Below are 23,212 nucleotides of genomic sequence, written 5' to 3'. Positions count from 1 at the left end.
GGCGCTCAGCGCGTACCTGCGTCGTCTTCTCCGGCAGTGCCGGCGCCCAGCGCGGCGCCGGCCCCCAGGCCCAGCCCGCCCATGCCGGCGCCCATGCCCATTCCCCCGCCGCCGCCCGCACGGCCGCCCTTGCCTTCGCCTTCAGGGCGGCCCTTGCCGCCCCCGCTGCCGCTTGCAGGCCGGGTCGGGCCCTGCCGCGGAATCTGCAGATCGGCCGGGATCGGCGCCAGATCCAGGGCTTCGCGGACAAAATCGCGCAGCGACACCACCAGCTCATGCGTGTGCACCGGTCGTCCCTGCGCCAGCTCATCGGCGGCGCGCGCGGCCAGCCGCACCTGCTCATCGGTACCCAGCAGCAGGATGTCCGACAAGGCCGCTTCGACGGCGTCGCGGATGCGCCGCGCGCGATCCGAACCGGGTTCGACGATGCCCTGCTCATGGGCGCGCTGGCGCAGGTCGCGCAGATGACTGGGGTCGACCCCCAGCTCACCGGTGAACGAACCGCCCAGGGTCTTGTAGGCGGCCATCAGCGTGCGCAGCCGTTCGTTGATCTGCCGGTTCTCGCGCTCGCGGCGCTGCTGCAGGGTCTGCATCACCAGCAGGCGGATACCCACGCCCAGCAGCGTTATCAGCACCAGGCCGGCCAACGTGGAAAGCACACCCTGCCAGGAACTGAAATCGATGCCGCGCATGATGGGAACTCCAGCGGAGGGACTTCATCTTGCCCCAGGACGACCCCGCAGGCTTCATGCCGGGCCGTTGTACCGCCCCATGAACGCAGAAGGCCCCACCACCCGGCAGGGCGGAGGGGCCTTCGCCGCTCGCGCGATTACTTGCGCTTGGCGGCCTTGCGCACGGCCTTCTTCGCCGGGGCCTTCTTGGCAGCGGCCTTCTTCAGCGGTGCAGCCTTGCGGGCGACAGCCTTCTTGGTGGTCGCTGCCTTCTTGGCAACCGTCTTGCGGGTGGCAGCGGCCTTCTTGCCGACAACCTTCTTGGCGGCAGCCGTCTTCTTGGTGGCGACCTTGCGGGTAGCGGCAACCTTCTTGCCGACGACCTTCTTCGCGGCCACGGTCTTCTTGCCAGCCACCTTCTTGGCGGCGACCGTCTTCTTGGCCACGGCCTTCTTGGCGGTGGCCACCTTCTTGCCGACAACCTTCTTCGCGGCGGCGGCCTTCTTGGCAACCGTCTTCTTGGTGGCGGCTGCCTTCTTGGTCGCAGCCTTCTTCACCGTGGCGACCTTCTTGCCGGCAACTTTGGTGGCGGCCTTCGTGGTCTTCTTGGCAGCAGCAGCCTTCTTGGCGACAGTCTTGCCGGCAGCGGCCTTCTTCTTGGCCACTTCCTTCTTCAGGGCAGCGGCTTCGGCCTTGGCATTCTTCTTGGCGGCTTCCAGCTTCTGCTTGGCCTTGGCGACCGTCTTGCCGACCGACTTGGCGGCCTTCTCGGCCTTCTTGGCAACGGTCTTCTCGACCTTGGCCACGGCCTTCTTGGCCTTGGCGACGCGGGTGGTGGCGGCCTTGCGGGCGCGCTTGACGGTCTTCTTGACCGACTTCACTGCGTCTTCGGCGGCGTGGGCGATGGTCTCGCCGACGTTGGTGGCGGTTTCTTTCGCGTTCTCGACGGCGTCGGTCACGACCGACACACCATTACCGTTGCTCATGTTGCCCTCCTGGGGGCGTGGATTGTCAAAACGGGGCGATGCTATACCGACAATGACGATCGTGGAACGGGTGGTACGCCTGCAATCGCGTCTGCTGCGACGATAGTAGTGTAGGGGGAGGCTGGTGCTGCTACCGTCGATCCGCAGCAAACCCCTTTTTTTCAGCGCTGCGCCATCGGATTGAGGTGCACGTCGCGGCGACGGGCTGCCTGCACGCCCCTTGCCGGAACCTGCACGCGCGACGTGCCATCGCGCACCTTGGATCGGCGGAACTGCGCAAGTATCAGAGGGTGTCCTGGCCACGCCGGCGGACACACCCTATCGGTGTAGCGCCGATGGCCGACCGCACCGCAGGCGGGTCAGCCGTCGTCGGGCGCCGCATCGACGAGGGTCTCTTTCATCGCGCATTTATCCACGCCGCGGCAGATTCATTCAGCTTGTTTTACCGTATGGGCCAACGGCCCCCATCCCACGCCTGCGAACCGACTCCCATGCGACCGCTACCTACCCTTCTCACGCTCGCAATCGCCGCCGCCTTCGGTGGATTCGTCGCCACCGGCATCAACGCCCACCTGGACAACCGCGCCGACGCCGCGCCCTTGCCGGCTGCCCTTCCGGCCACCGCCGCATTGCCGGCTTCGGTCGCCGGCCAGCCGGTGCCTTCGCTGGCACCGATGCTGGAAAAGACCATGCCCGCCGTGGTCAGCGTCAATACCAAGCAGGTGGTACGGGTACGCAACCCCTTCTTCAACGACCCGTTCTTCCGCCGCCTGTTCCCGGACATTCCGCAGGAACGGATCAACGAATCGCTGGGTTCGGGCGTCATCATCGACGCGAAGGAAGGCTTGGTGCTGACCAACCACCACGTCATCGAGAACGCCGATGACGTGCAGGTGACGCTCGCTGACGGGCGCACGGTCAAGGCGGAATTCCTCGGTTCGGACCGCGACACCGACATCGCCCTGATCCGCATCCCGGCGCAGAACCTCACCGAGATCAAGCTCGGCAACAGCGACCAGCTGCGGGTCGGCGACTTCGTGGTGGCGATCGGCAATCCGTTCGGCTTCAGCCAGACGGTGACCTCGGGCATCGTCTCGGCGGTCGGCCGCAGTGGCATCCGTGGGCTGGGCTACCAGAACTTCATCCAGACCGACGCCTCGATCAACCCGGGCAACTCCGGAGGTGCGCTGGTCGATCTGCAGGGCCAGCTGGTCGGCATCAACACCGCCAGCTTCAACCCGCAGGGCAGCATGGCCGGCAACATCGGCCTGGGCCTGGCCATTCCCACCAACCTGGCGCGCAGCGTGGTCGACCAGCTGGTCAAGCATGGCGTGGTGGTGCGCGGCACCCTGGGCGTGGAAAGCCAGAACCTGAGCGCGCAGATCGCCCAGGGCCTGGGCCTGGGCGAAACCCGCGGCGCGCTGATCACCCGGGTACTGGCCGGTTCGGCCGGTGCGGCGGCCGGGCTGAAGCCGGGCGACGTGGTGGTTGCTGCCAACGGTCAGCGCGTGGACAGCGCCGAAGCCCTGCACAACGTGGAGGGCCTGGCAGCGGTAGGCAGCGTACTGACGCTGGACGTGCGCCGCGAAGGCAAGCCGCTGCAGATCCGGGCGACGCTGAAGGAGCAGGCGCGCGCCGCCAGCGGCGACAGCCTGGACCCGCGCCTGGGCGGCGCGACCTTCGTCGACCTGCCCGAATCGCTGCGCCAGTCCGGCGTACGCGGGGTGCTGGTCAGCGAGGTCAAGCGCGGCAGCCGCGCAGCCAGCAACGGGCTCCAGCAGGGCGACATCATCACCGATGCCACGGTGGGTGAATTCGCCGACCTGGCCAGCTGGCGCGCCAATTTCCAGCAGCGGCCGCCGACCCTGGTGCTGCGCATCCTGCGCAACAACGGCCAGCAGCAGGGCCAGTTGGTGATGCGCTGATCGCTCCGCCGTAACACCCCCTATACCCGGCCAGTGCTATTGCTGTACGTCCCTGTCGGCTGAAGCCGATCGTCCGTTCCCCCATCGCAACAGGAGTGATTCGATGAGCCCCACCAATACCGAGAACCTGAAGGAACACCTGGGTGAAGCCGGTTCCCACCTCAAGCAGGCCGCCAGTGCTGCCGGCGGTGCGATCAAGGGCGCGACCGGCGCTGCAACCGACGAACTGCGCATCGGCAAGGCCAACGTCAAGGCCGAGCTGTCCGACACGGCGCTGTCCGGCCTGGCTGCGGCTGAATTCGGCGGCGCTGCCGCCAAGGAACAGGTCGATGCACTGATGGACAAGGGCAAGGATCTGATCGACAGCGCCGCTGAACTGATCCGTGAACGTCCCTTGGCATCGTTCGGTGTTGCCTTCGCCACTGGCTGGATCATCGCCAAGCTGGCTCGCGGCAGCAGCGACAAGTAAGTCCACGGCGTGAGCGAAGACAACACGCAACGCCCCGATCCGGCGGCCACCCCGCCGCTGGACGAGAGCATCCGCCAGGTCGGCGCGGCCGGTCGCGCCGCCGCCGATTCGGCCAAGCACACGCTGCGCTCGCTGCGTCGCCTGGCCTCGTCGGATTTCGCGCTCGCCCGCAGTGCGTTCGGCCGGGCCCTGGCCTGGGCGGGCGTGGCGATCGTGTTCGGGGCCTCGGCCTGGCTGCTGATGGCCGCCACGCTCATCGCCCTGCTGCAGAGCTGGGGCCTGAGTTGGCTGCAGGCGCTTCTGATCACCTCGCTGATCAGCCTCGCGGTAACCGGCTATGCGATCTGGCGGGTGTCCTACTTCTTCCACCACACCGGCATGCATGCTACCCGGCGCCAGCTGTCGCGCCTTGGCCTGTTCGACGAGCCCAGCGAAGACGATCCCGATGCCGGCGTACAGATACCGGAGGGCAAGCCATGAAGTTCGGCGCATTGCAGCGGCGGGTGAAACGTTGCGAACAGGTGGTGGCCGTGCGCATGGGTGAAACCCAGGACAACTGGACCGTGCTCAGCGAGGTCTGGCGCAGGGGCTGGTCTCCCCTGCGCATCGTGGTGGTCGGCCTGGCCGGTGGCTTCGTGGCCGGCAAGCTGGAAGTGCCGGGCAAAGTGAACGGTGCGCGCTGGCTGCAGATGATCGGCTCGGTCTCCAGCCTGGTGGCCAGCGGCCAGGCAGCGCTGGCTGCCGCCGTGGCAGCCTACGCCGCCGACACCGCAGACGATGCGGCCGACACTGCCGAAGCCGCCGCCGACCCGGTCGCTCCCGCTGCCGCGGCACCCGCTTCCGCGCCACCTGCCGAGCCTGAGGCGCGCGAACCGCGGCCTGCCGAAGCGGCCACCGAACTGTCCGAACGTTGACGAACAGCATCCGCCGCGTTGACTGCGGCGGACGGATAATAGGCTCCCCTTCCCGGTCGGTACGTCGATGAGCGAGTCCCTCCTGTCCCCGTCACCGGCCGAACCCGCACCGTCTGCTGCCGCCCTTCCGCCGCCCACCCGCCCGCGCGGGCCGATGTCGCTGGTGGTGCTGGCAACGCTGGCGGTGGCCTACACGCTGTGGGCCGCACAGGACATCATCCTGCCGGTACTGCTGGCGATGTTCTTCGCGCTGGTCGGCAACCCGATCCTGCGCCTGCTGCAGAAGCTGTGGATTCCGCGGGCGCTGGGAGCGCTGCTGGTTCTCGGTGCCGGCCTGGGCGTGACCAGCTCGCTGGCCGTGCAGCTGATCGGCCCGGCGATGGAATGGGCGCAGGAAGCGCCACAACAGCTGCGCAAGGTCGCCCGGCAGGTACAGGATCTGACCAAGCCGGTGCAGCAGGCCAATCTGGCGGCCGAGAACTTCGCCCGCGTTGCCGGCGGCGACAGCAATCGCAAGGTGCAGGTGATCCGGACCCAGCTGGACGATCCCTATCGCATGCTGACCCGCGCACCCCGGCTGGCCGCCTCGGTACTGGCCGTGGTCCTGCTGACGCTGTTCTTCATGATCTATGGGCAAAGCCTGCAGCGCGCGGCGATCGCATTGTTCCCGAACCGCCAGCAACAGCGCTTCACCAGCGACATCCTGCGCTCGATCGAGCGCGAGGTGTCGCGCTATGTGCTGACCATCAGCGTGATCAACACGCTGGTCGGCCTGGTTTTCGCGGGCGTGCTGATGCTGCTGGGTATCGGCCTGCAGGAAGCGCTGCTGTGGGGGACGGTGGCGGCACTGCTGAACTTCGCGCCCTATGTGGGCCCGTTGATCGGAGTGGCGCTGATGCTGCTGATGGGCTTCGTCGAATTCCGCGACCCGCTGCAGGCACTGCTGCCCGCTGCGGCATATCTGGGCCTGCATACCCTGGAGGGCCAGCTGGTGACCCCGATCGTGCTGGGCCGGCGCATGAAGCTCTCGCCGCTGGTCCTGATCCTGGCACTGATGGTGTTCGGCTGGGCCTGGGGCATGATCGGGCTGCTGCTGGCGGTGCCGCTGCTGGTCTGCATCAAGCTGGTGCTGGCCCGGCTGGACGGCATGCAGGGCTGGGCGCGCCTGCTGGAATGAAAGCGCGTGCGGGCAGGCGTAGAATGGCCGGGTGAATTTCCCTGTCCTTGCCATCACCCTCGACCTCGACGACACGCTGTGGCCGTTCGCACCGATCGGCGCCCGCATCGACCAGGTGCTGCACGACTGGATGCGTGAACACAGCCCGGCCACCGCCGCGATGTATCCGCTGGCGGCGATGCGCGAACTGCGCGAGCGCTCGTTCCGCGACAACCCGCATCTGCATCATGACCTGAGCGCGCTGCGCCGGCTGACGCTGCGTGAGGCGCTGCAGAACAGCGGCGCCAGCCTGGACCTGCTGGAGCCGGCCTACGAAGCGTTCTATGCCGCGCGCAATCAGGTGGAGTGCTATCCCGATGCGCTTGATGCCCTGGCGCGTATCGCCGCGCGGGTACCGGTGGCCGCGCTGAGCAATGGCAATGCGGACCTGCAGCGGATCGGGCTGGCCCATCATTTCGCCTTCCAGCTGGGTGCGCGCGAACATGGCGCGGCGAAGCCGGAGGCGAGCATTTTCCATGCCGCGTGTGCCCGGCTGGGCGTGGCCCCGGCGCAGGTGCTGCATGTCGGTGACCACATCGAGATGGACGTGGCCGGCGCCATCGCCGCCGGCCTGCGCGGCTGCTGGATCAACCGCGACGCCGCCACCTGGACCCATCCGCAGCTGCAGCCCGACCTGCAGTTCGACACCCTCACCGGCCTGGCCGACTGGTTGGACGCCAACCTCGGCGCCACTGCACCCCGGAGCAATTGACGCATGAGCGAGATCACGGGCTTCACCGCCGACACTTCTGCCGCACTGCCGCTGTACGTGCTGGATCGCGAGCAGTTCGCCCGCTGGAACGCCGGACAGCCGGCCGCCACGCAGGCCTGGCTGGCCTCGCAGGGCTTCACCGCCGGCTCGCACAGCATCGCCCTGCTGCCCGGCAGCGAGGGTCTGGCCGGTGCGGTGATGGGCGTGGGCGATCGCGGCGATGCCTACAGCTATGCGCACGCGCCGCACGCCCTGCCCGAAGGCAGCGTGTGGCAGCTCGCCAGTGAGCTGCCAGCCAGCGAGCAGGCACTGCTGCAGCTGGGCTGGGGCCTGGGCAGCTATCGCTTCGACCGCTACCGCAAGCGCAACCGGCGCCCGGCGCAGCTGGTTGCCGCACCGACCGGGGAAGTGGCGGATCTGATCGCCGCCAGCCTGCGCGTGCGCGACTGGGTCAACACGCCCACCGAAGACATGGGTCCGCAGCAGCTGGAAGAGGCCGCACGCACGCTGGCAGCGGCGCACGGCGCCGAGGTCGAAGCGATCACCGGTGATGCGCTGCTGGCGCAGAATTTCCCGGCCATCCATGCCGTCGGCCGCGCATCGCATCGCGCGCCGCGCCTGGTCGTGCTGCGCTGGGGCAAGGCGACGGATCCGGCGCTGGTGCTGGTCGGCAAGGGCGTGTGCTTCGATACCGGTGGGCTGGACATCAAGCCGGCCGATGGCATGCGCAACATGAAGAAGGACATGGGCGGCGCCGCGCACGCGCTGGCCCTGGCAGGACTGGTGATGGCCCAGCAGCTGCCGGTGCGCCTGACCTTGCTGGTGCCGGCGGTGGAGAACGCGATCGGCCCGGATGCGTTCCGTCCGGGCGAAGTCATCGCCACCCGCAAGGGCCTGAGCGTGGAGATCGACAACACCGACGCCGAAGGCCGTGTGATCCTGTGCGACGCGTTGACCTTCGCCGCTGAGCAGAAGCCGGACCTGGTGCTGGACTTCGCGACCCTGACCGGCGCTGCGCGCATCGCGCTGGGCCCGGACCTGCCGGCACTTTTCAGCAACGATGACACCGTCGCCCAGCAGTGGCTGCAGGCCGGAGATGAAACGCGCGACCCGGTCTGGCGCATGCCGCTGTGGCGTCCCTACCTGCGTTACCTGAGCAGCGGCATCGCCGACCTGGCCAATGCCGGTTCGCGCATGGCGGGCTCGGTTACCGCCGCGCTGTACCTGGAGCGCTTCCTTGAGGATGGCCAGCGCTGGGCGCACCTGGATGTGTACGCCTGGAACGATGGCGAACGGCCGGGCCGCCCGGCCGGCGGCGAAGCACTGGCCCTGCGCTCGGCCTGGGCGATGCTGAAGGCACGCTACGCCTGAGCGCAGCCGATGCGCGGGTGGAGCCGGACAGGGGTCCGCTCCACCGAGTTGTGACGAAAAATTGAATTCCGGCCACGGTCGGGTTCTGCGAGGATGTGTCGGTCGACCACCCACACATTCCGTGAAGGCAGGACTCCGACCATGTCGCTCTTCCGCTACACCCGCGCCGGCCAGGGGCCGCGCGCACCGCGCAGGCATTCGCCGCTGCCCTGGATCGCGCTGATCGCCCTGATTCTTGGCGGGATCACGCTGGGCTTTGCCTGGCTGGCCGGCTGGGTCGGCCACCGCCTCACCGCGCAACGCTTCACCGACACCATCGAGGCCACCGGCCCGGCCCATCCCGGGTTCCGCCGTGCGCACAGCAAGGGCGTGTGCGTGAGTGGCTGGTTCGCACCCAGTGCACAGGCGCCGACGCTGTCCAGCGCGCGCGTGTTCTCGCAGGCCCGGGTACCGGTGCTGGGCCGCCTGTCGATCGGTGGTGGCGATCCCCATGGGGCCGATGGCAGCGCCCGGGTGCGCAGCATCGCCCTGCAGCTGGTCAGCGACGATGGCCAGGAATGGCGGATGGCGATGAACAGTTTCCCGTTCTTCGCGGTGCCGACGGCGGAGGCCTTCTTCGAACAGACGCAGGCGCAGATCCCCGATCCGGCGACCGGCAAGCCCGACCCGCAGAAGATGGCGGCGGTGCTGGCCAAGTACCCCAGCGCGCAGGCGTTCCAGCAATGGGCACGCAGCGCGCCGTGGACCGACAGCTGGGCCAATACCCGCTTCAACAGCGTCAACAGCTTCTGGTTCACCAATGCGCAGGGCCAGCGACGCGCCGTGCGCTGGCAATGGCAGCCCCGCACGCCGGTCGCCGAGCTTGATGCCGACGCCCGCAAGCGCGCCGATGTCGATTTCCTCAGCCAGGACCTGCAGCGCCGGCTGGCGGCCGGCCCGGTGCAATGGGACCTGGTGGTCAGCATCGCCGAACCGGGGGACGCCATCGATGATCCGTCGGTGCCCTGGCCGGACGCGCGGGAAACGGTGGTGGCAGGCGTGCTGAGCCTGGAACGCATGCAGTCGCAGGAACAGGGCGCCTGCGGCGAGCTGAACTTCGACCCGCTGATCCTGCCCAGCGGCATCCGCGGCAGTGATGATCCGATCCTGGCCGCGCGGTCGGCGGTCTATTCGCAGTCGTTCAACCGGCGCGAGCGCGAGCGCGCGGCCGGAGCGGCAGCGCAACCGAAGGAGGCTGCACGATGAGTACCGGCAATGGCCACTTCAACCTGTTGGCGCGGGTACTGCACTGGTCGATGGCGGTGATGATCATCGCCATGCTGTTCATCGGCGTGACCATGGTCGCCTCGCTGCACCTGCGGCCGATGCTGCTCGACCTGCACCGCCCGCTGGGCATCGCGATCGGCGTGCTGGTGCTGCTGCGCCTGTACAACCGCCTGCGCCATCGGCTGCCGCCGCTGCCGGCCGATCTTCCGGTGTGGCAGGTGATGGCGGCAAAGGCATCGCACTGGATGCTGTACGCGCTGATGCTGGCAATGCCGCTGGTGGGCTGGGCAATGCTGTCCGCCGGGGGCTACCCCATCGTGCTGGGGGGCGGACTGCACCTGCCACCGATCGTGCCGCACACACCGGCACTGTATGCAGCGCTGCGCAGCGCGCACAGCCTGCTGGCCTACGTGCTGTTCGCCACGGTGCTGATGCATGTCGGTGCCGCCCTCTTCCACCTGTGGGTCCGCCGCGATGGCGTGTTCCAGGCGATGGCGCGCGGGAAGGACTGACGCGACTGCGGCCTGTCGATCGCTCGTGGGCCAGGGAACCCCTCGGGAGCCGCCGGGCATGGCTCGGCTCAAAAGGGTCGAGCCACTCCGCTACAGCCAGCCCTTCTGCCGTGCCAGCCGGTACGCCTCGATCCGGTTGGCCACGCCCAGCTTGCCGATGCACTCGGACAGGTAGTTGCGCACCGTGCCGTGCGACAACCCCAGCTGCTCGGCGATCTCGCTGGCAGTCCGTCCTTCGCCCGCCAGGCGCAGCACGCGCCGCTCGCGGTCGGTCAGCGGGTCCGCCTGTGACCAGGCATCGAGTGCCAGCTGTGGGTCGATCGCACGCACGCCCTGCTTCACCTTGCGCAGTGCATCGGCCAGGTTCTCCGCTGGCGCGTCCTTGAGCAGATAGCCGAGCACGCCTGCGTCCAGCGCGCGGCGCAGGAAACCGGCGCGCGCGAAGGTGGTCACGATCACCACCTTGATGGGCAGTTCGTGGCGTGCGATGCGCTGGGCCAGTTCCAGCCCTGACAGACCGGGCATCTCGATATCGGTCACCAGGATGTCCGGCTTCAGCTGCTGCAGCATGCGCCAGGCGGCCTCGCCATCGGCGGCGCTGCCCAGCACCTCGATGTCCGCCTCCAGGCTGAGCAATGCGGACAGTGCGCCGCGCACCATGGCCTGGTCTTCCGCCAGCAGGATGCGGATCATGCCGCGCCGTCCTGCGCCACCGGCGCGGGTGCAGCGGGCGGCAACGGGACAGTGGCCGCCGACAGCGGCACGCGCACGCTCAGCACCGTGCCCTCGCCGCGCGGAGACTGCACGGTGACATACCCGCCCAGCGCCGCAGTGCGCTCACGCATCCCGCTCAGCCCATTGCCCTCGGCCTGCATGCCACCCCGGCCATCATCGCGGATCTGCATCACCAGTACTTTTCCTTCCTTCATGAAGTCCACCCGCGCCTGTGTCGCCTGTGCATGGCGGGCAATATTCGTCGCGGCCTCCCGCAGGACCAGCGCCAGGCCACGCTCCACCTCCACCGGCATCGGCGGCGGCGGCGCGTACTGCAGATGCACCTGCTGGCACTCCAGCAGCAGCCGCGCCGAGGCCAGCTCCCCGGCCAGGTCGCTGGCCCGGATGCCGGTGACCGCACTGCGCACCTGCGCCAGCGCGTCGCGGGCGATGGCCTCGGCCTCGCCAATCTCCTGCCGCGCGCGCGCGTCGCCGCGATCGTGCAGTTTGCGTGCCAGCTCCAGTTTCAGCGTGATCAGCGACAGAGTGTGGCCCAGCAGGTCGTGCAGGTCGCGACCGATCCGCTCACGCTCGGCAGTCGCCGCCAGGCGACGTACTTCCTCCTGCGACAGCTGCAGGGCCGCCTCCTTCTCCTGGTTGAGCGCCTCGACATTGACGACCAGGCCGACGATGTACGACACCGCCGGAATCCACACCAGGCTCTGCCAGGGATACTCGAACGCGAGCGCGACCACGCAGAACACGATGTTCAGGCCAGTCAGCTGCAGCAGGTACCGCCACCAGCCACCGCGCCCGCTGACCCGCATCAGTACGCAGCCGAACACGAAGTAGGTCAGCCCGGACGGATACCAGGGCAGCAGGACCAGGGCCATTGCAATCAGACCCAGGGCATAACGGGTTGCGTGGTGGCGGGGCGATACCAGCACCTTGGCGTACAGCAGCAGGAACAGCGGGTAGCTGGCCAAGGTCAGCAGCAGCCAGCGCAGGGTGAACCCATGGCCGAGCAGCGGGGTCAGGAAGATCCACACCGACCACAGCAGATGGATCGCCTCGCTCCAGGGCGACTTGCCACGCCGCAGCGTGTCGGCAACCGCCGAGTCCGGCGCAGGGCGCAGCAGGGAGGCCAGCCAGCTCGATGACACGGGAGGGTCCAGGCGGGAACGATCGCTGCCGATCATGCCAGTTCAGCCGATCCTGCGCAGGCGCGGGCGCGCCAGCACGGCCCTGCCGGACGCGTGCGCTGCCCTCCGCCAGGCCTGCGCAGGCGCAACAGCCCGCTGATCGCGGTACTCTTGCCGGCGCCGTTACGACGCACCTGCATCTGCTGCAGGCCAGCCAGCGACGGGGCGATCGGAGCCATGGGCGGTACCGGTAGCGGGGACGTTGCCATCCTGCGCCCCCTTGGTCACGTTTCGCAGTTGCCACCGTCAAGGTCATCGGATGACAGCTGTCACTGCCGCCATCCCCGTGCCTGCCGTCATGCTGTGCCGCACGCTCCACTGCCGGAACCGCCGCTGTCCGCCCTTCCGGTCACACCCGCCCGAACGCCTGTGATGGAACGAATGAACGCTTCTGCCGAGCTGTTGAAGGAACTCCGTATCGAACGCAAGTCACCCCCGCCTGCCTCTGGTGGGGGCGGCGGCGGTCGCCGCTGGCTGTGGATCGCCGTGATCGCGGTGGTGCTGCTCCTGGCCGCAGGCGCCTTCGCGCTGTTCGGCCGCACTCCGGCCGTGCAGGTGGAAACCGCACCGGCGGTCGCCATCCAGCAGGGCAGCGCCAGCAGCTCGGTCCTCGATGCCAGTGGTTATGTCGTCGCCCGGCGCATGGCTACGGTGTCGGCCAAGATCACCGGCAAGGTGCGCGAGGTGATGATCGAAGAAGGCATGCGCGTGGAGGCGGGACAGATCATGGCCACCCTCGACCCGATCGATGCCGACGCACAGCGCAGTCTGTATGCCTCGCAGCTGCAGGCCGCACGCAGCCAGGTGGCCGGACTGGAGGCACAGCAGAGGCAGGCGGCGGCAGAGGCCAGCCGGCTGCAGGCGCTGGTCGGACAGCAGCTGGTCTCGCGCTCGCAGTACGACCAGGCCGTGGCCCAGCGCGACAGCCTGCGCGCGCAGCTGGAAACCGCACAGCGCAACGTGAAGGTGGCCAACGACCAGCTGGCGATCGCCGACCTTGGGGTGGACAACAACATCGTGCGTGCGCCGTTCTCCGGCGTGGTCACGGCCAAGGCGGCACAGCCGGGCGAGATCGTCTCGCCGCTGTCGGCCGGTGGTGGCTTCACCCGCACAGGCATCGGCACCATCGTCGACATGGATTCGCTGGAGATCGAGGTCGAGGTTGGCGAAGCCTTCATCGGCCGCGTGCAACCGAAGATGCCGGTGGAAGCCATCCTCAATGCCTATCCGGAATGGAAGATTCCGGCCGAGGTGATCGCCATCATCCCCACCGCCGACCGGGGCAAGGCGACGGTGAAGGTGCGCGTCGCCCTGAAGCTGAAGGACCCGCGCATCGTGCCGGAGATGGGCGTGCGGGTCAGCTTCCTGGAACAGGCAGCGCCGCAGGCTGAAGCCAAGCCGCAGGGCGTGCGTGTGCCGGCAGGCGCGGTGGTCGAGCGCGAGGGTGCATCGGTGGCCTTCGTGCTCGGCGACGAGAACCGCGTGCAGCAGCGCACGGTCCAGGCTGGCCAGGCCATGGGCAAGGATCGCCAGCTGCTCAAGGGTGTGAATGCCGGCGAGCTGGTGGTGGTCAACCCGCCGGACACCCTGCGCGATGGCACCCGGGTGCAGCAGAAACAAGCGCAGTAGCGGCAGGGCGCCTTCCGGGGCGCCGCCAGCGGCACCGTTCGACGACAACACCGTTCCACGCATGCCCGGCCGGCGGCCGGGGTGCGCCCCTGTTTCCCGCCTACGTGGAGAACCACCCATGTCGACCCTGGTTTCACTGCGCAACATCACCAAGACCTACCAGCGCGGCCCCGAGAAGGTGCAGGTGCTGCACGGCATCGACCTGGACATCGCCCGCGGCGACTTCGTCGCGTTGATGGGGCCGTCCGGTTCAGGCAAGACCACCCTGCTCAATCTGATCGGTGGCCTGGACAATCCCAGCGGCGGCGAGATCAGCATCGAAGGCGAGCGCATCGATCAGATGAGCGGTGGCCAGCTGTCGACCTGGCGCAGCCACCACGTTGGCTTCGTGTTCCAGTTCTACAACCTGATGCCGATGCTGACCGCGCAGAAGAACGTGGAACTGCCGCTGCTGCTGACCCATCTCAATGCCGCGCAGCGCCGCCGCAACGCCGAGATCGCGCTGACCCTGGTCGGCCTGGCCGACCGCCGCAACCATCGTCCCAACGAGCTGTCCGGCGGCCAGCAGCAGCGCGTGGCGATCGCCCGGGCGATCGTCTCCGACCCGACCTTCCTGATCTGCGACGAACCCACCGGCGATCTCGACCGCCAGTCCGCCGAGGAGATCCTGGGCCTGCTGCAGCAGCTCAACCGCGAACACGGCAAGACCATCATCATGGTCACCCATGACCCGAAGGCCGCCGAGTACGCCACGCACACGGTGCACCTGGACAAGGGCGAGCTGGCGGACGCGCCGCTGGCCCACTGACGGAGGCCACAGCGATGAAATACTTCTCTCTGGTCTGGGCGCAGCTGTTCCGCAGCCGCACCCGGACCCTGCTGACCCTGCTGTCGGTGGTGGCCGCGTTCCTGCTGTTCGGCATGCTCGACTCGGTGCGCGTGGCATTCACCTCCGGTGGCAGTGTGGAAGGGGCCAACCGCCTGGTGGTGGCCTCGCGCCTGTCGATCACCCAGTCGCTGCCGATCCGCCTGGAAACGCAGATCCGCCAGGTGGCGGGCGTGCGCGACGTGGCCTATGGCATGTGGTTCGGCGGCATCTACCAGGATCCGAAGAACTTCTTCCCGAACTTCTCGGTATCGCCCAACTACTTCGACGTCTACCGCGAGCTGCAGATCGACCCGGCGCAGCTGGAAGACTGGAAGAACACCCGCACCGGTGCGATCGTCGGCGAGACCCTGGCCAAGCAGTTCGGCTGGAAAGTCGGCGACACCATCCCGCTGCAGGCGACGATCTTCCCGCGCGGCGGCAGCAACGACTGGCCGCTGGAACTGAAGGGCATCTTCCGTTCCAAGGATCCGGCGCAGGCCTCCAACGAAGAGCGCCAGCTGATGATGAACTGGAAATACTTCGATGAGTCCAACGACTACATCAAGAACCAGGTCAGCTGGTACACGGTGACGCTCGACAACCCCGACCATTCTTCGCGGGTGGCACAGGCCATCGATGCGATTTCCGCCAACTCCGACCACGAGACCAAGACCCAGACCGAATCGGCGTTCCAGCAGGCCTTCGTCAAGCAGTTCGCCGACATCGGCATGATCGTCACCTCGATCATGGGTGCGGTGTTCTTCACCCTGCTGCTGCTGACCGGCAACACCATGGCGCAGGCCGTACGCGAGCGCGTGCCGGAGCTGGCCACGCTGAAGACGCTGGGCTTCAAGGACAGCACGGTGCTGATACTGGTGATGATCGAATCGGTGCTGCTGATCGGTCTCGGTGGCCTGATCGGCATGGGCCTGGCGGCACTGATCCTGCCCGCCATCGGCCCGAAGAGCATGGGCCTGCTGCCGCCGCACATCCCCACCCCGACCTGGCTGATGGGCTTGGGCCTGATCGTGGTGATCGGCGCGGTCGTCGGCCTGCTGCCGGCGCTGCGCGCCAAGCGCCTGAAGATCGTCGACGCACTGGCCGGCCGCTGAGGAGGACACCGACATGTTCAAGAACAAGCTCAAGAAGTGGTTCGGCAACACGGTGACCGTGCTGGCGCTGGCAATCGGCCTGGCGGTATGGATCGGCCTGCCGTGGGTGGGCGTGCTTGCCGTGGCGGTGCTGGTCGGGCTGTGGCTGGCGCTGACCCGCAGCGGGCGGCTGGCCCTGGCCGCCACCCGCATCGGCATCGCCAGCCTGCCGCAGCGCTGGGGAGCATCCTCGGTGATCGTAGTGGGTATCGCCGGCGTGGTCGGCGTGCTGGTGGCGATGCTGGCGATGGGCGAAGGCTTCCAGGCCACGCTCAGCAACACCGGCGATGACACCACCGCCATCGTGCTGCGCGGTGGCTCGCAGGCGGAAACCAATTCGGTCATCACCCGCGAGCAGGTACCGACGCTGTCCACTCTGCCCGGCATCAGCCGCGATGCGCAGGGACGGCCGCTGCTGTCGCCTGAACTCTCGCAGGTGGTCAACCTGGTCTCCAAATCGGACGGTACCGACGTCAACGCGCAGTTCCGGGGCGTCGGGCCGCAGGCGTGGGCGGTGCATGACAAGGTCAAGATCATCGAAGGCCGCAAGTTCGCCACCGGCCTGCGCGAGATCGTGGTCGGCCAGGGCGCCAAGGGCCAGTTCCGCGACATGGAGGTCGGCAAGACGCTCACCCTGGGCAACCAGACCTGGACGGTGGTTGGTGTGTTCGCCACCGGTGATGCGCATGACTCGGAGCTGTGGACCGATGCCGATACCCTGGCCACCACGTACCAGCGCAGTGCCTGGCAGTCGATCAGCGTGCGTACCGAGGGCAAGCCCGGCTTCGATCAGTTCAAGGCCGCCGTCGCCGCCGATCCGCGCCTGAAGCTGGACGTGGAAACCACCCGCGCGTACTACAGCAAGCAGGGCGGCGGCCTGACCAAGCTGATCGACATCCTCGGCAAGGTGATCGGTACCATCATGGCGGTGGGCGCGGTGTTCGGCGCGCTCAACACCATGTATGCCGCCGTGGCCACGCGTGCGCGCGAAATCGCCACCATGCGCGCGATTGGTTTCCGCGGCCTGCCGGTGGTGACTGCGGTGATGCTGGAAACGATGCTGCTGGCCCTGCTCGGCGGCCTGCTGGGCTGCACGGTGGCATGGCTGCTGTTCAATGGCTACAGCGTGTCCACCATCGGCAGCAACTTCAGCGCGGTGGTGTTCAAGTTCCACGTATCGCCGGAACTGCTGTGGACGGGGCTGAAGTGGGCGCTGGGCATCGGCCTGGTCGGTGGCCTGTTCCCGGCGCTGCGCGCCGCCCGCCTGCCGATCACCACGGCACTGCGCGAAACCTGATGTGTACGCCGCCATCCGAGGCGGCGCGGACGCGGGACGGGGCCGGTGCTCCGTCCCGCGTTGCTTTCCGGCTCAGCGCTTTGCCGCCCGCATCGTGCGCAGGTTGTCACCGATGAACAGCAGCAGCCCGGCCCAGATCGCTGCGAAACCGACGGCCTTGGCCATGTCGAACGATTCGTGGAAGAAGAACACGCCGAGCAGCAGCTGCAGGCTCGGTGCGATGTACTGCAGGATACCCACCAGCGACAGCGCGATGCGCTTCACACCGTAGGCGAAACCGATCAGCGGCACGGCGGTGACCACGCCGCCGAAGATCAGCAGCAGATCGTTGCGCAGGCCCCAGCCGCTGAAGAATCCGCCACCGTGGCCATTCTCGGCCCAGACCGCGAACGCCAGCGCAGGCAGGAACAGATACAGGCTTTCCACGCCCAGCCCGGCTACGGGATCGACCGAGACCAGCTTGCGCAGCAGGCCGTACAGGCCGAACGAACAGGCCAGGCCCAGCGCGATCCACGGCGGCGCGCCAGCGTCGAGAGTCAGCCAGGCCACGCCCACCGCCGCCATGCCCACCGCCACCCACTGCAGCCGGCGCAGGCGTTCCTTCAGCACCAGCACCCCCAGCAGCACGTTCACCAGCGGGTTGATGAAGTAGCCCAGGCTGGTCTCGATCACGTGGCCGGCATTGACGGCCCAGATGTACAGGCCCCAATTGAACGCGATGGTCAGGCTCGACACCGCCAGGATCGGCAGCGCGCGCGGCTGCGCGGCGATCTTCCGCCACCAGCCCAGTTTCGCACTGAGCAGCAGCCAGGCCACCACCAGCACCGTGCTCCAGATGATGCGATGGGCGATGATCTGGAACGACGGCACTTCATTGAGCAGGTGCCAGTACACCGGCACCAGTCCCCACAGCACGAAGGTGGATGCGGTGACCAGCAGGCCCCGGCGTTGTTCTGTCTCGTCGATGCTCATCGCTTGCGCGTCCTTGCCATTGTCAGTACCACCACGCCCAGCAGAATCACCACCATCGCCAGCACGTCGCGCCAGCCGAAGCGTTCGCTGTTGAGGGCTGCGCCCAGCAGCACCGCGATCACCGGGTTGACGTAGGCGTAGCTGCCGGCCAGCGCCGGGCGTACGTTCTGCAGCAGCCACACGTAGGCCGTGAACGCGACGATCGAACCGAACACGCACAGATAGGCCATGGCCAGCAGGCCACCGGTATCGGGCAGTGTGGTGGGCCGCTCACCCACCGCCAGCCCGATCAGCACCAGCAGCACGCCGCCGCAGATCATCTGCCCGGCGGCCGTCATGAACGGGCCAGGCAGGTCCAGGCCGCGCGCCCACACCGAGCCGAAGGCCCAGCCGATCGGTGCGATCAGCAGCAGCACCAGCCCGGTGGGCGTCGCCGTCAGGCTGCTGCCCGCATTCAGCCAGACAACGCCGAGGAAGCCGATGGCGATGCCCAGCCATTCGCCACGGCTGGCGTGCTGGCCGCGCAGCGCCGAGAACAGCGCCATCCACAGGGGCACCGATGCCACCGCCGTGGCCGCCAGGCCGGACGACACATCGCGTTCGGCCAGCACCACCATGCCGTTGCCCAGCACCAGCATGGTCACCCCCATGAGCACCAGGTTGCGCCACTGCCGCAACGTCGGCTTCGGCATTTTCCAGAACAGGCGCAGCGCCAGGTACATCAGGCCCCCGGCGATGATGAAGCGGCTGCCAGAAACCATCGTCAGCGGCAGCGCACCGCCGTGCAGGGCCTTGGCGATACCGAGATAGGTCGAGCCCCAGACCACGTAGACCAGCAGCAGCGCCAACACGACAAGGCCGCCCCGGGGGGCAGCCGCAGACGGAACAGGGGGAGCCGACATGACGCACCAAGGGACCGGGGGAAGGCGGATTCTAGGACGTTCCCCTGACGGAAATCACCCCGGATTTCGACAAGCTGATTTTCACCTACAGAGCGGGCGGGTATCCCCTCACCGTGTCGTTGGCGGAATCTGAGCAACAGCCGCTCTATGGCAGCCCTGATTCGACGTTCTCTGACGTCTGCGGACAGAGCTGATCAATGTGAGACGCACGTCGGTAAATGTCACGCCTCGGTGGCGCACAAACTGCCCTGCCCGCAACGTTGCGGGCAGACCGAACCCAATTCTGGAGAAGCTGGATGTTGAAACCACCGCCCCTGACGCAACCCGTCGCCTTGGCTGGAGTACCCCACCTCTGTTCCCCGTTGGAGCCCATCACGATTGCGGTTGCGGTTGTGATTGCTGTTCTTCCTGTGTGAGACCTAGCTGATGAAACTCAAATCTCTGCCGAATCAGACCAGAACCGTCGGGATGTATGGTTCTTGCGCCCTCATCGAAACGACAGGCCCTGCATGCGCCGGGGTTGGCATTGTCGTTGGAATTCTCGTCAACCGAGGAATTCACCCGAGGTGAATAACCACGTGGGCCAGGGACCACTGGCCCACAACAAGGAAGAATGGATGGAACGCGCCGACCTGATGCTGGAACTTGCCGACAGTCCCATAGAACTACAGCGGCTGATCTCTCTGCATGCCAGCCGTACTCCTCTCACCACCGTGCTGGAGGAGTCCGGCACCCTGGACAGTGTTCGAATTTATTCGTCTCGACTCCGAGACCACGGTGATGCAGCCGTGATTGAGCGGAACATGCTTTCCATCTGTGAGCAGTTCAGTCCGGACATATTACAGACCTACCTTCTGGACGAATGTAGACGCCACGCAGAATGTGCTCTCTACGTGAGCCCTGGAAAATTCTTCACCAAGACCCCGCTGCATGGGATGGTCCTTTACAAAGACGACGCAGTCCAGATTCATTACATGCAGGTCCTCCCTTCAGAGCCAAGGCCCGCAACTGGGCTGGAAACAGGCATCACAGTAAACGGCGCGGATTCACTGATCCTGTTTGTTAAAGCCACAGAATGCCAGTATCGGGTATTCGATGTTGAAACCGACAGCTGCACATCTCCCACTCTGAGCGAGCCCATCTTCCGATCGGCAAGTTCCAGCGAGCATATTTTTCTCAAGGGTGGAAGACAAGGCATGCACTTGCTACCGCAGCCGCACGCGCTGACGATGATCGTGTGCCTTTCGAACCTTCCGAGAACCGACGCAACGCAGCACTTTTCGCTGAAATCGGGCTCGCTTGTCTGCCTCAGCGCTGCCAATGTCGAAGACTCCCGCCTCCAGGTCCTGACCACAGCCCTTGCCAGCATTCCTGGAACAGGGAATGTCGAAGCGCTGATCAACATCTCACACCATTCCGCCAGCTTTGTTCGCTGGTCTGCTCTCCGTGCGCTTTCCTCCGTGGATGCGGACGCTGCCCTTAAACGCCTGACAGAAATGAAAGAGCAGGACGAAGACGCTGAGATCCGCTGTCTCGCCGCGGAATGCCTTGCCGAAGGATGAATCCAAACATGCCGATTCGCGTAAATGACACGAATTCAACCGCCATCAATCTCAGCGATCTGGTCGAGCATCTGCAACAGGAGCCCTTCGATCCGCGCGACCATGCGTCTATGCTCGACGTCGCGCCGATGCTCAAGCGTCTGAGCAACAATCGCACCTTCCTGTCCGACTTGATCTGCGAAGAACTAAAGGACAATCGCAACATCCAGGCCGGAAATGACTATACGCCACAGGTCTTCATGCTGCATCCGCCACAGCGGGCAGGCCAGAATTACTTCATTCGCGCCTGCTTCTGGCCTGGGTCGCAGGACGACATTCTTGCAGCCAGCGGCGACGGGGCGTTCTTCTATGGCGTGCCACATGACCACAATTTCAATTTTCTGACTGTTGGCTATCAGGGCCCAGGTTACGGAAGTGATTACTTCGAGTACGACTACTCAAGTGTCACAGGCATCCCGGGAGAGAAGGTCGATCTTGTCCACACTGAATCCAGCAGCCTCGCCGAAGGAGAGATTCTCCTGTACCGGGCGTTTACCGATGTCCACAGACAGATTCCTCCGGAGCGCTTCTCCATAAGCGTCAACATCATGGAGCACTCGCTACGCAGCGTAACAATGAATCAGTATGAGTTCTCACCTGAAGCGACAACGATCTCCAGCGTCATCAATAGGTCCAGTGCCTCGACCATGTTCATGATTGCCGCTGGATCTTCAGATGGACAAGCTCCAGAAATTCTCATGGACATTTTCAGAAGTCATCCGATGGAGCGAGTGCGAATGGCGGCCCTGGAGGCTCTGATTGCCCACAGCCAATCGGCGCAAGACGCCTTGAATCTGACTGGCCTCGTAAGAAGGTGCTCGAGCAGCTTCATGCGGAGAAGAGCACGGCAGATTGCTTCAAGAATTGAAGAAGGAGCCCTCCATGTTGACGGCTAACCGGATATGTATGAGCTACGGCCAAAGGACGATACTGAGCAATGTGGACTTGCAGGTCTCCCCTGGCGATGTTGTTGGCATCATCGGTGTGAACGGCGCGGGAAAGACGACACTGTTCCGGATACTCTGCAACTTGATACCTCCCGACTCCGGAGAGGTCCTGTTCACTGCGAACTCGGCATCCCGTCCACTCTCACACTCCGACATCGGTTATCTCCCAGAGTCCAGAAGCCTCTTCAGCGAAGTAACCGTGGACAGAACCATCAGATTCTGGGCTCGACTCAGGGGATTGGACAGTGCCGGTGCAACGCATGCGTGCCGACTGTGGTTGGACAGAATCGGACTGCTTGATCGGGCCCCGCATCGGGTCTCCAGCCTTTCCAAGGGAAATCTGCAGAAGCTTCAGTTAGCAGCCTGCATGTTGCACGAGCCGCGAATTCTGATTCTGGATGAGCCTTTCTCAGGTCTGGATCCTGCCAACCAGATTGCCGTTGCGAATCTGATAGTACAGGCTGCGTCAGAGGGCACGGGCGTCGTGCTGTCCGCTCATCACCTCGATCTCCTCGAACGCATCGCGACGCGTGTGTTCATTCTTGAGAATCAGCATTTGAAAGCGGTGCAGAGTGGCCCGTCAGGTGGTCAGCTTCATCGCCAGTTCTTCGCAGCCTCAGCTTTGCCTCAATGCGCGAAGGCGGGCAAATGAGTATGCGGCGCTTCGCAGCGGTCACTCTGTTTGAGTTCCGACGACACCTTGACGTGCGCGGCGAGCTCGTAGGGCTTCTTCTCCTCGTGGTGATTGCGCTATTGAAGCTGGTGAGTGATTCAATAGTCACGAGAGAAGCATCATCCACGGTAACGCTGCTTGCAGAGGGTACCTCGTTGGCTGGCCTGCGCGAGGGGCGCTTCGCATTTGCTGATCAGATGCCGCAGGGTATCGCCCATCGTCACCCGGTTCTGAACAAGGATGAGAGCGGATATACGTTGCACGTCGCGCGGCCTCCCAGCTGGCTCGACGAGCTCAGCATCACGCTTGGCGTGCTTCAGCGCCGGCATGAACTGGCGTCACTCGGGGTCACGGCGATTGAGCTGCAGGCCATCGATAGCAGGCCGCCTATTCGGGTAGTGGGTTTCGACGGCCACCCTCTTCGACAGCAGGGGCCCTTGGCTGCGCTTTCGATTGCGCTCGTGGTGCTGACAACACTCTCCATTCTGGGATGCCTGGGCATGCTCTTCAACGGACTCCTCGGCGAGCGCTTCGGCCATGCTACAGAGATGATTCTAAGTGCAGTCCCTGCATGCTTCTGGCTTGACTGCAAGGTGACGTCCTCAATTCTTCATGGCCTGAAAACCATTGCTGTATATGGCACTTACTCACTCGTCGGCTGGATTCTGTTTCAGGGATCGCTTGGGGATCAGATCCTGCCGACAGCCGGTTTTGCTGCGTTCCTGGCTAGCCTGTTCGCGTTCTGCCTGCTGGGCCTGACGCTATGGAACTGGTTCTTCGCGGCCTGTGCTGCAGTCATCCGAAGTCCTCATTCAGCTTTTCGGAACAGTCTGGCGGCCTTTCCCCTGACGATGATCATCATCGGCCTTGGCGGAATGCGCGCCCCGGAAGGCGGCTTCATGCAGCTGCTATCGCACATCCCTTTCACGTCAATGGCAGCCATGCCGGTGCGCATGCTCTACGTCGACGTACCCACGTGGGAGCTCCTGCTGTCTCTGGGTTGGCTGGCGGTCAGCGCGCTGACTCTACGCTTCTGCGCTGAAAGATCATTTCAGAAGGCGATTGTTGCGCCTGCTGAAACAATTTCTTCTCCGGCTGCCCCGGTTCGGTAAGAATGGGACCTGGGGTCAAGGCCGTGGTCATAGGACGTTTGGGTTATGGTCGATCGGCCCTACCTCTTGGCATCCTATTGGGTCCCGTCTGCTCCGCTATCC

General features: G+C 65.8%; 24 protein-coding genes. 17 read left to right on the top strand and 7 right to left on the bottom strand.

All coding sequences use genetic code 11. The features are described from left to right. Positions 1-5: 5 nt before the first annotated feature. Together ACVOJ1_RS15760 and ACVOJ1_RS15755 are read right to left on the bottom strand one after the other, a co-directional pair. Entirely contained in the window at positions 6-692 is a 687-nt protein-coding gene (locus tag ACVOJ1_RS15760; protein WP_262218899.1) for a hypothetical protein, read from the bottom strand. Between the two features lie 137 nt (positions 693-829). Next, positions 830-1,657, bottom strand: coding sequence for a histone (locus ACVOJ1_RS15755; protein WP_180876926.1), 828 nt, complete (start codon positions 1,655-1,657; stop codon positions 830-832). 491 nt (positions 1,658-2,148) lie between these two features. On the opposite strand from ACVOJ1_RS15755, the gene ACVOJ1_RS15750 reads away from it, so the two are divergent. From ACVOJ1_RS15750 to ACVOJ1_RS15710, 9 genes are all read left to right on the top strand, one after another. Then, entirely contained in the window at positions 2,149-3,582 is a 1,434-nt protein-coding gene (locus tag ACVOJ1_RS15750) for a Do family serine endopeptidase (protein ID WP_263176903.1), read from the top strand. 103 nt (positions 3,583-3,685) lie between these two features. Next, entirely contained in the window at positions 3,686-4,051 is a 366-nt protein-coding gene (locus tag ACVOJ1_RS15745; RefSeq protein WP_053516533.1) for a hypothetical protein, read from the top strand. Between the two features lie 9 nt (positions 4,052-4,060). Then, complete coding sequence (locus ACVOJ1_RS15740; protein ID WP_053516534.1) at positions 4,061-4,531, top strand: phage holin family protein; 471 nt, start codon at positions 4,061-4,063, stop codon at positions 4,529-4,531. Continuing rightward, positions 4,528-4,965, top strand: coding sequence for a hypothetical protein (locus ACVOJ1_RS15735; protein ID WP_053516536.1), 438 nt, complete (start codon positions 4,528-4,530; stop codon positions 4,963-4,965). Before ACVOJ1_RS15740 ends, ACVOJ1_RS15735 begins: the two co-directional genes overlap by 4 nt. A gap of 67 nt (positions 4,966-5,032) precedes the next feature. Then, positions 5,033-6,142 (top strand): AI-2E family transporter, encoded by a 1,110-nt coding sequence (locus ACVOJ1_RS15730; RefSeq protein WP_053516537.1) that lies wholly within the window; start codon positions 5,033-5,035, stop codon positions 6,140-6,142. Positions 6,143-6,173: 31 nt separating this feature from the next. Then, positions 6,174-6,893, top strand: coding sequence for an HAD family hydrolase (locus ACVOJ1_RS15725; RefSeq protein WP_065174216.1), 720 nt, complete (start codon positions 6,174-6,176; stop codon positions 6,891-6,893). Positions 6,894-6,896: 3 nt separating this feature from the next. Beyond that, complete coding sequence (locus tag ACVOJ1_RS15720; protein ID WP_180876924.1) at positions 6,897-8,264, top strand: leucyl aminopeptidase family protein; 1,368 nt, start codon at positions 6,897-6,899, stop codon at positions 8,262-8,264. A 141-nt stretch (positions 8,265-8,405) separates the two neighbouring features. After that, a complete protein-coding gene (locus ACVOJ1_RS15715) occupies positions 8,406-9,509 on the top strand; it encodes a catalase family peroxidase (RefSeq protein WP_346480621.1) in 1,104 nt (367 codons plus the stop codon). Then, positions 9,506-10,042 (top strand): cytochrome b, encoded by a 537-nt coding sequence (locus ACVOJ1_RS15710; RefSeq protein ID WP_346480620.1) that lies wholly within the window; start codon positions 9,506-9,508, stop codon positions 10,040-10,042. The genes ACVOJ1_RS15715 and ACVOJ1_RS15710 overlap by 4 nt, the downstream gene beginning before the upstream one ends. Positions 10,043-10,132: 90 nt before the next feature. On the opposite strand, the gene ACVOJ1_RS15705 is transcribed toward ACVOJ1_RS15710, so the two are convergent. From ACVOJ1_RS15705 to ACVOJ1_RS15695, 3 genes are read right to left on the bottom strand one after another with little or no spacing between them, the layout of a single operon-like run. Continuing rightward, a complete protein-coding gene (locus tag ACVOJ1_RS15705) occupies positions 10,133-10,735 on the bottom strand; it encodes a response regulator transcription factor (RefSeq protein ID WP_053516542.1) in 603 nt (200 codons plus the stop codon). Next, entirely contained in the window at positions 10,732-11,955 is a 1,224-nt protein-coding gene (locus ACVOJ1_RS15700) for a sensor histidine kinase (RefSeq protein ID WP_111186487.1), read from the bottom strand. Before ACVOJ1_RS15700 ends, ACVOJ1_RS15705 begins: the two co-directional genes overlap by 4 nt. Next, positions 11,952-12,137 (bottom strand): hypothetical protein, encoded by a 186-nt coding sequence (locus ACVOJ1_RS15695; RefSeq protein ID WP_197600110.1) that lies wholly within the window; start codon positions 12,135-12,137, stop codon positions 11,952-11,954. Before ACVOJ1_RS15695 ends, ACVOJ1_RS15700 begins: the two co-directional genes overlap by 4 nt. Before the next feature lie 202 nt (positions 12,138-12,339). Between ACVOJ1_RS15695 and ACVOJ1_RS15690 the strand changes: the two genes are divergently transcribed. The 4 genes from ACVOJ1_RS15690 (at position 12,340) to ACVOJ1_RS15675 (ending at position 16,903) form a co-directional block, all read left to right on the top strand. Next, entirely contained in the window at positions 12,340-13,587 is a 1,248-nt protein-coding gene (locus tag ACVOJ1_RS15690) for an efflux RND transporter periplasmic adaptor subunit (RefSeq protein WP_262218897.1), read from the top strand. A gap of 118 nt (positions 13,588-13,705) precedes the next feature. Continuing rightward, positions 13,706-14,395: an ABC transporter ATP-binding protein gene (locus tag ACVOJ1_RS15685; protein ID WP_053516547.1), complete on the top strand. Its 690-nt coding sequence runs from the start codon at positions 13,706-13,708 to the stop codon at positions 14,393-14,395. Positions 14,396-14,409: 14 nt separating this feature from the next. Continuing rightward, a complete protein-coding gene (locus ACVOJ1_RS15680; protein WP_053516548.1) occupies positions 14,410-15,567 on the top strand; it encodes an ABC transporter permease in 1,158 nt (385 codons plus the stop codon). A gap of 13 nt (positions 15,568-15,580) precedes the next feature. Further along, positions 15,581-16,903 carry an ABC transporter permease gene (locus ACVOJ1_RS15675; RefSeq protein WP_074902194.1) on the top strand — a complete coding sequence of 441 codons (1,323 nt, stop codon included), beginning with the start codon at positions 15,581-15,583 and terminating at the stop codon, positions 16,901-16,903. A 72-nt stretch (positions 16,904-16,975) separates the two neighbouring features. Here ACVOJ1_RS15675 and rarD read toward each other — a convergent pair whose 3' ends face one another. Both rarD and yedA read right to left on the bottom strand, forming a co-directional pair. Then, positions 16,976-17,875 (bottom strand): EamA family transporter RarD, encoded by a 900-nt coding sequence (rarD, locus tag ACVOJ1_RS15670; protein WP_262218896.1) that lies wholly within the window; start codon positions 17,873-17,875, stop codon positions 16,976-16,978. Next, entirely contained in the window at positions 17,872-18,777 is a 906-nt protein-coding gene (yedA, locus tag ACVOJ1_RS15665) for a drug/metabolite exporter YedA (protein WP_111186490.1), read from the bottom strand. The genes rarD and yedA overlap by 4 nt, the downstream gene beginning before the upstream one ends. Positions 18,778-19,394: 617 nt before the next feature. Here yedA and ACVOJ1_RS15660 point away from each other — a divergent pair. The 4 genes from ACVOJ1_RS15660 to ACVOJ1_RS15645 are packed head-to-tail and all read left to right on the top strand — an operon-like array spanning position 19,395 to position 23,110. After that, positions 19,395-20,339, top strand: coding sequence for a HEAT repeat domain-containing protein (locus tag ACVOJ1_RS15660; protein ID WP_346480619.1), 945 nt, complete (start codon positions 19,395-19,397; stop codon positions 20,337-20,339). 8 nt (positions 20,340-20,347) lie between these two features. Beyond that, entirely contained in the window at positions 20,348-21,274 is a 927-nt protein-coding gene (locus ACVOJ1_RS15655) for a transposase (RefSeq protein ID WP_111186491.1), read from the top strand. Next, the gene (locus tag ACVOJ1_RS15650) at positions 21,261-21,977 is read left to right on the top strand and encodes an ABC transporter ATP-binding protein (RefSeq protein WP_346480618.1); all 717 of its coding nucleotides are present in this window, start codon (positions 21,261-21,263) and stop codon (positions 21,975-21,977) included. The genes ACVOJ1_RS15655 and ACVOJ1_RS15650 overlap by 14 nt, the downstream gene beginning before the upstream one ends. Next, complete coding sequence (locus ACVOJ1_RS15645) at positions 21,974-23,110, top strand: ABC transporter permease (RefSeq protein ID WP_053516554.1); 1,137 nt, start codon at positions 21,974-21,976, stop codon at positions 23,108-23,110. Before ACVOJ1_RS15650 ends, ACVOJ1_RS15645 begins: the two co-directional genes overlap by 4 nt. Positions 23,111-23,212: the final 102 nt, after the last annotated feature.

The sequence above is a fragment of the Stenotrophomonas sp. STEN225 genome (genome assembly GCF_056756445.1).
This window is presented reverse-complemented; position numbering and strand designations above follow the sequence as displayed.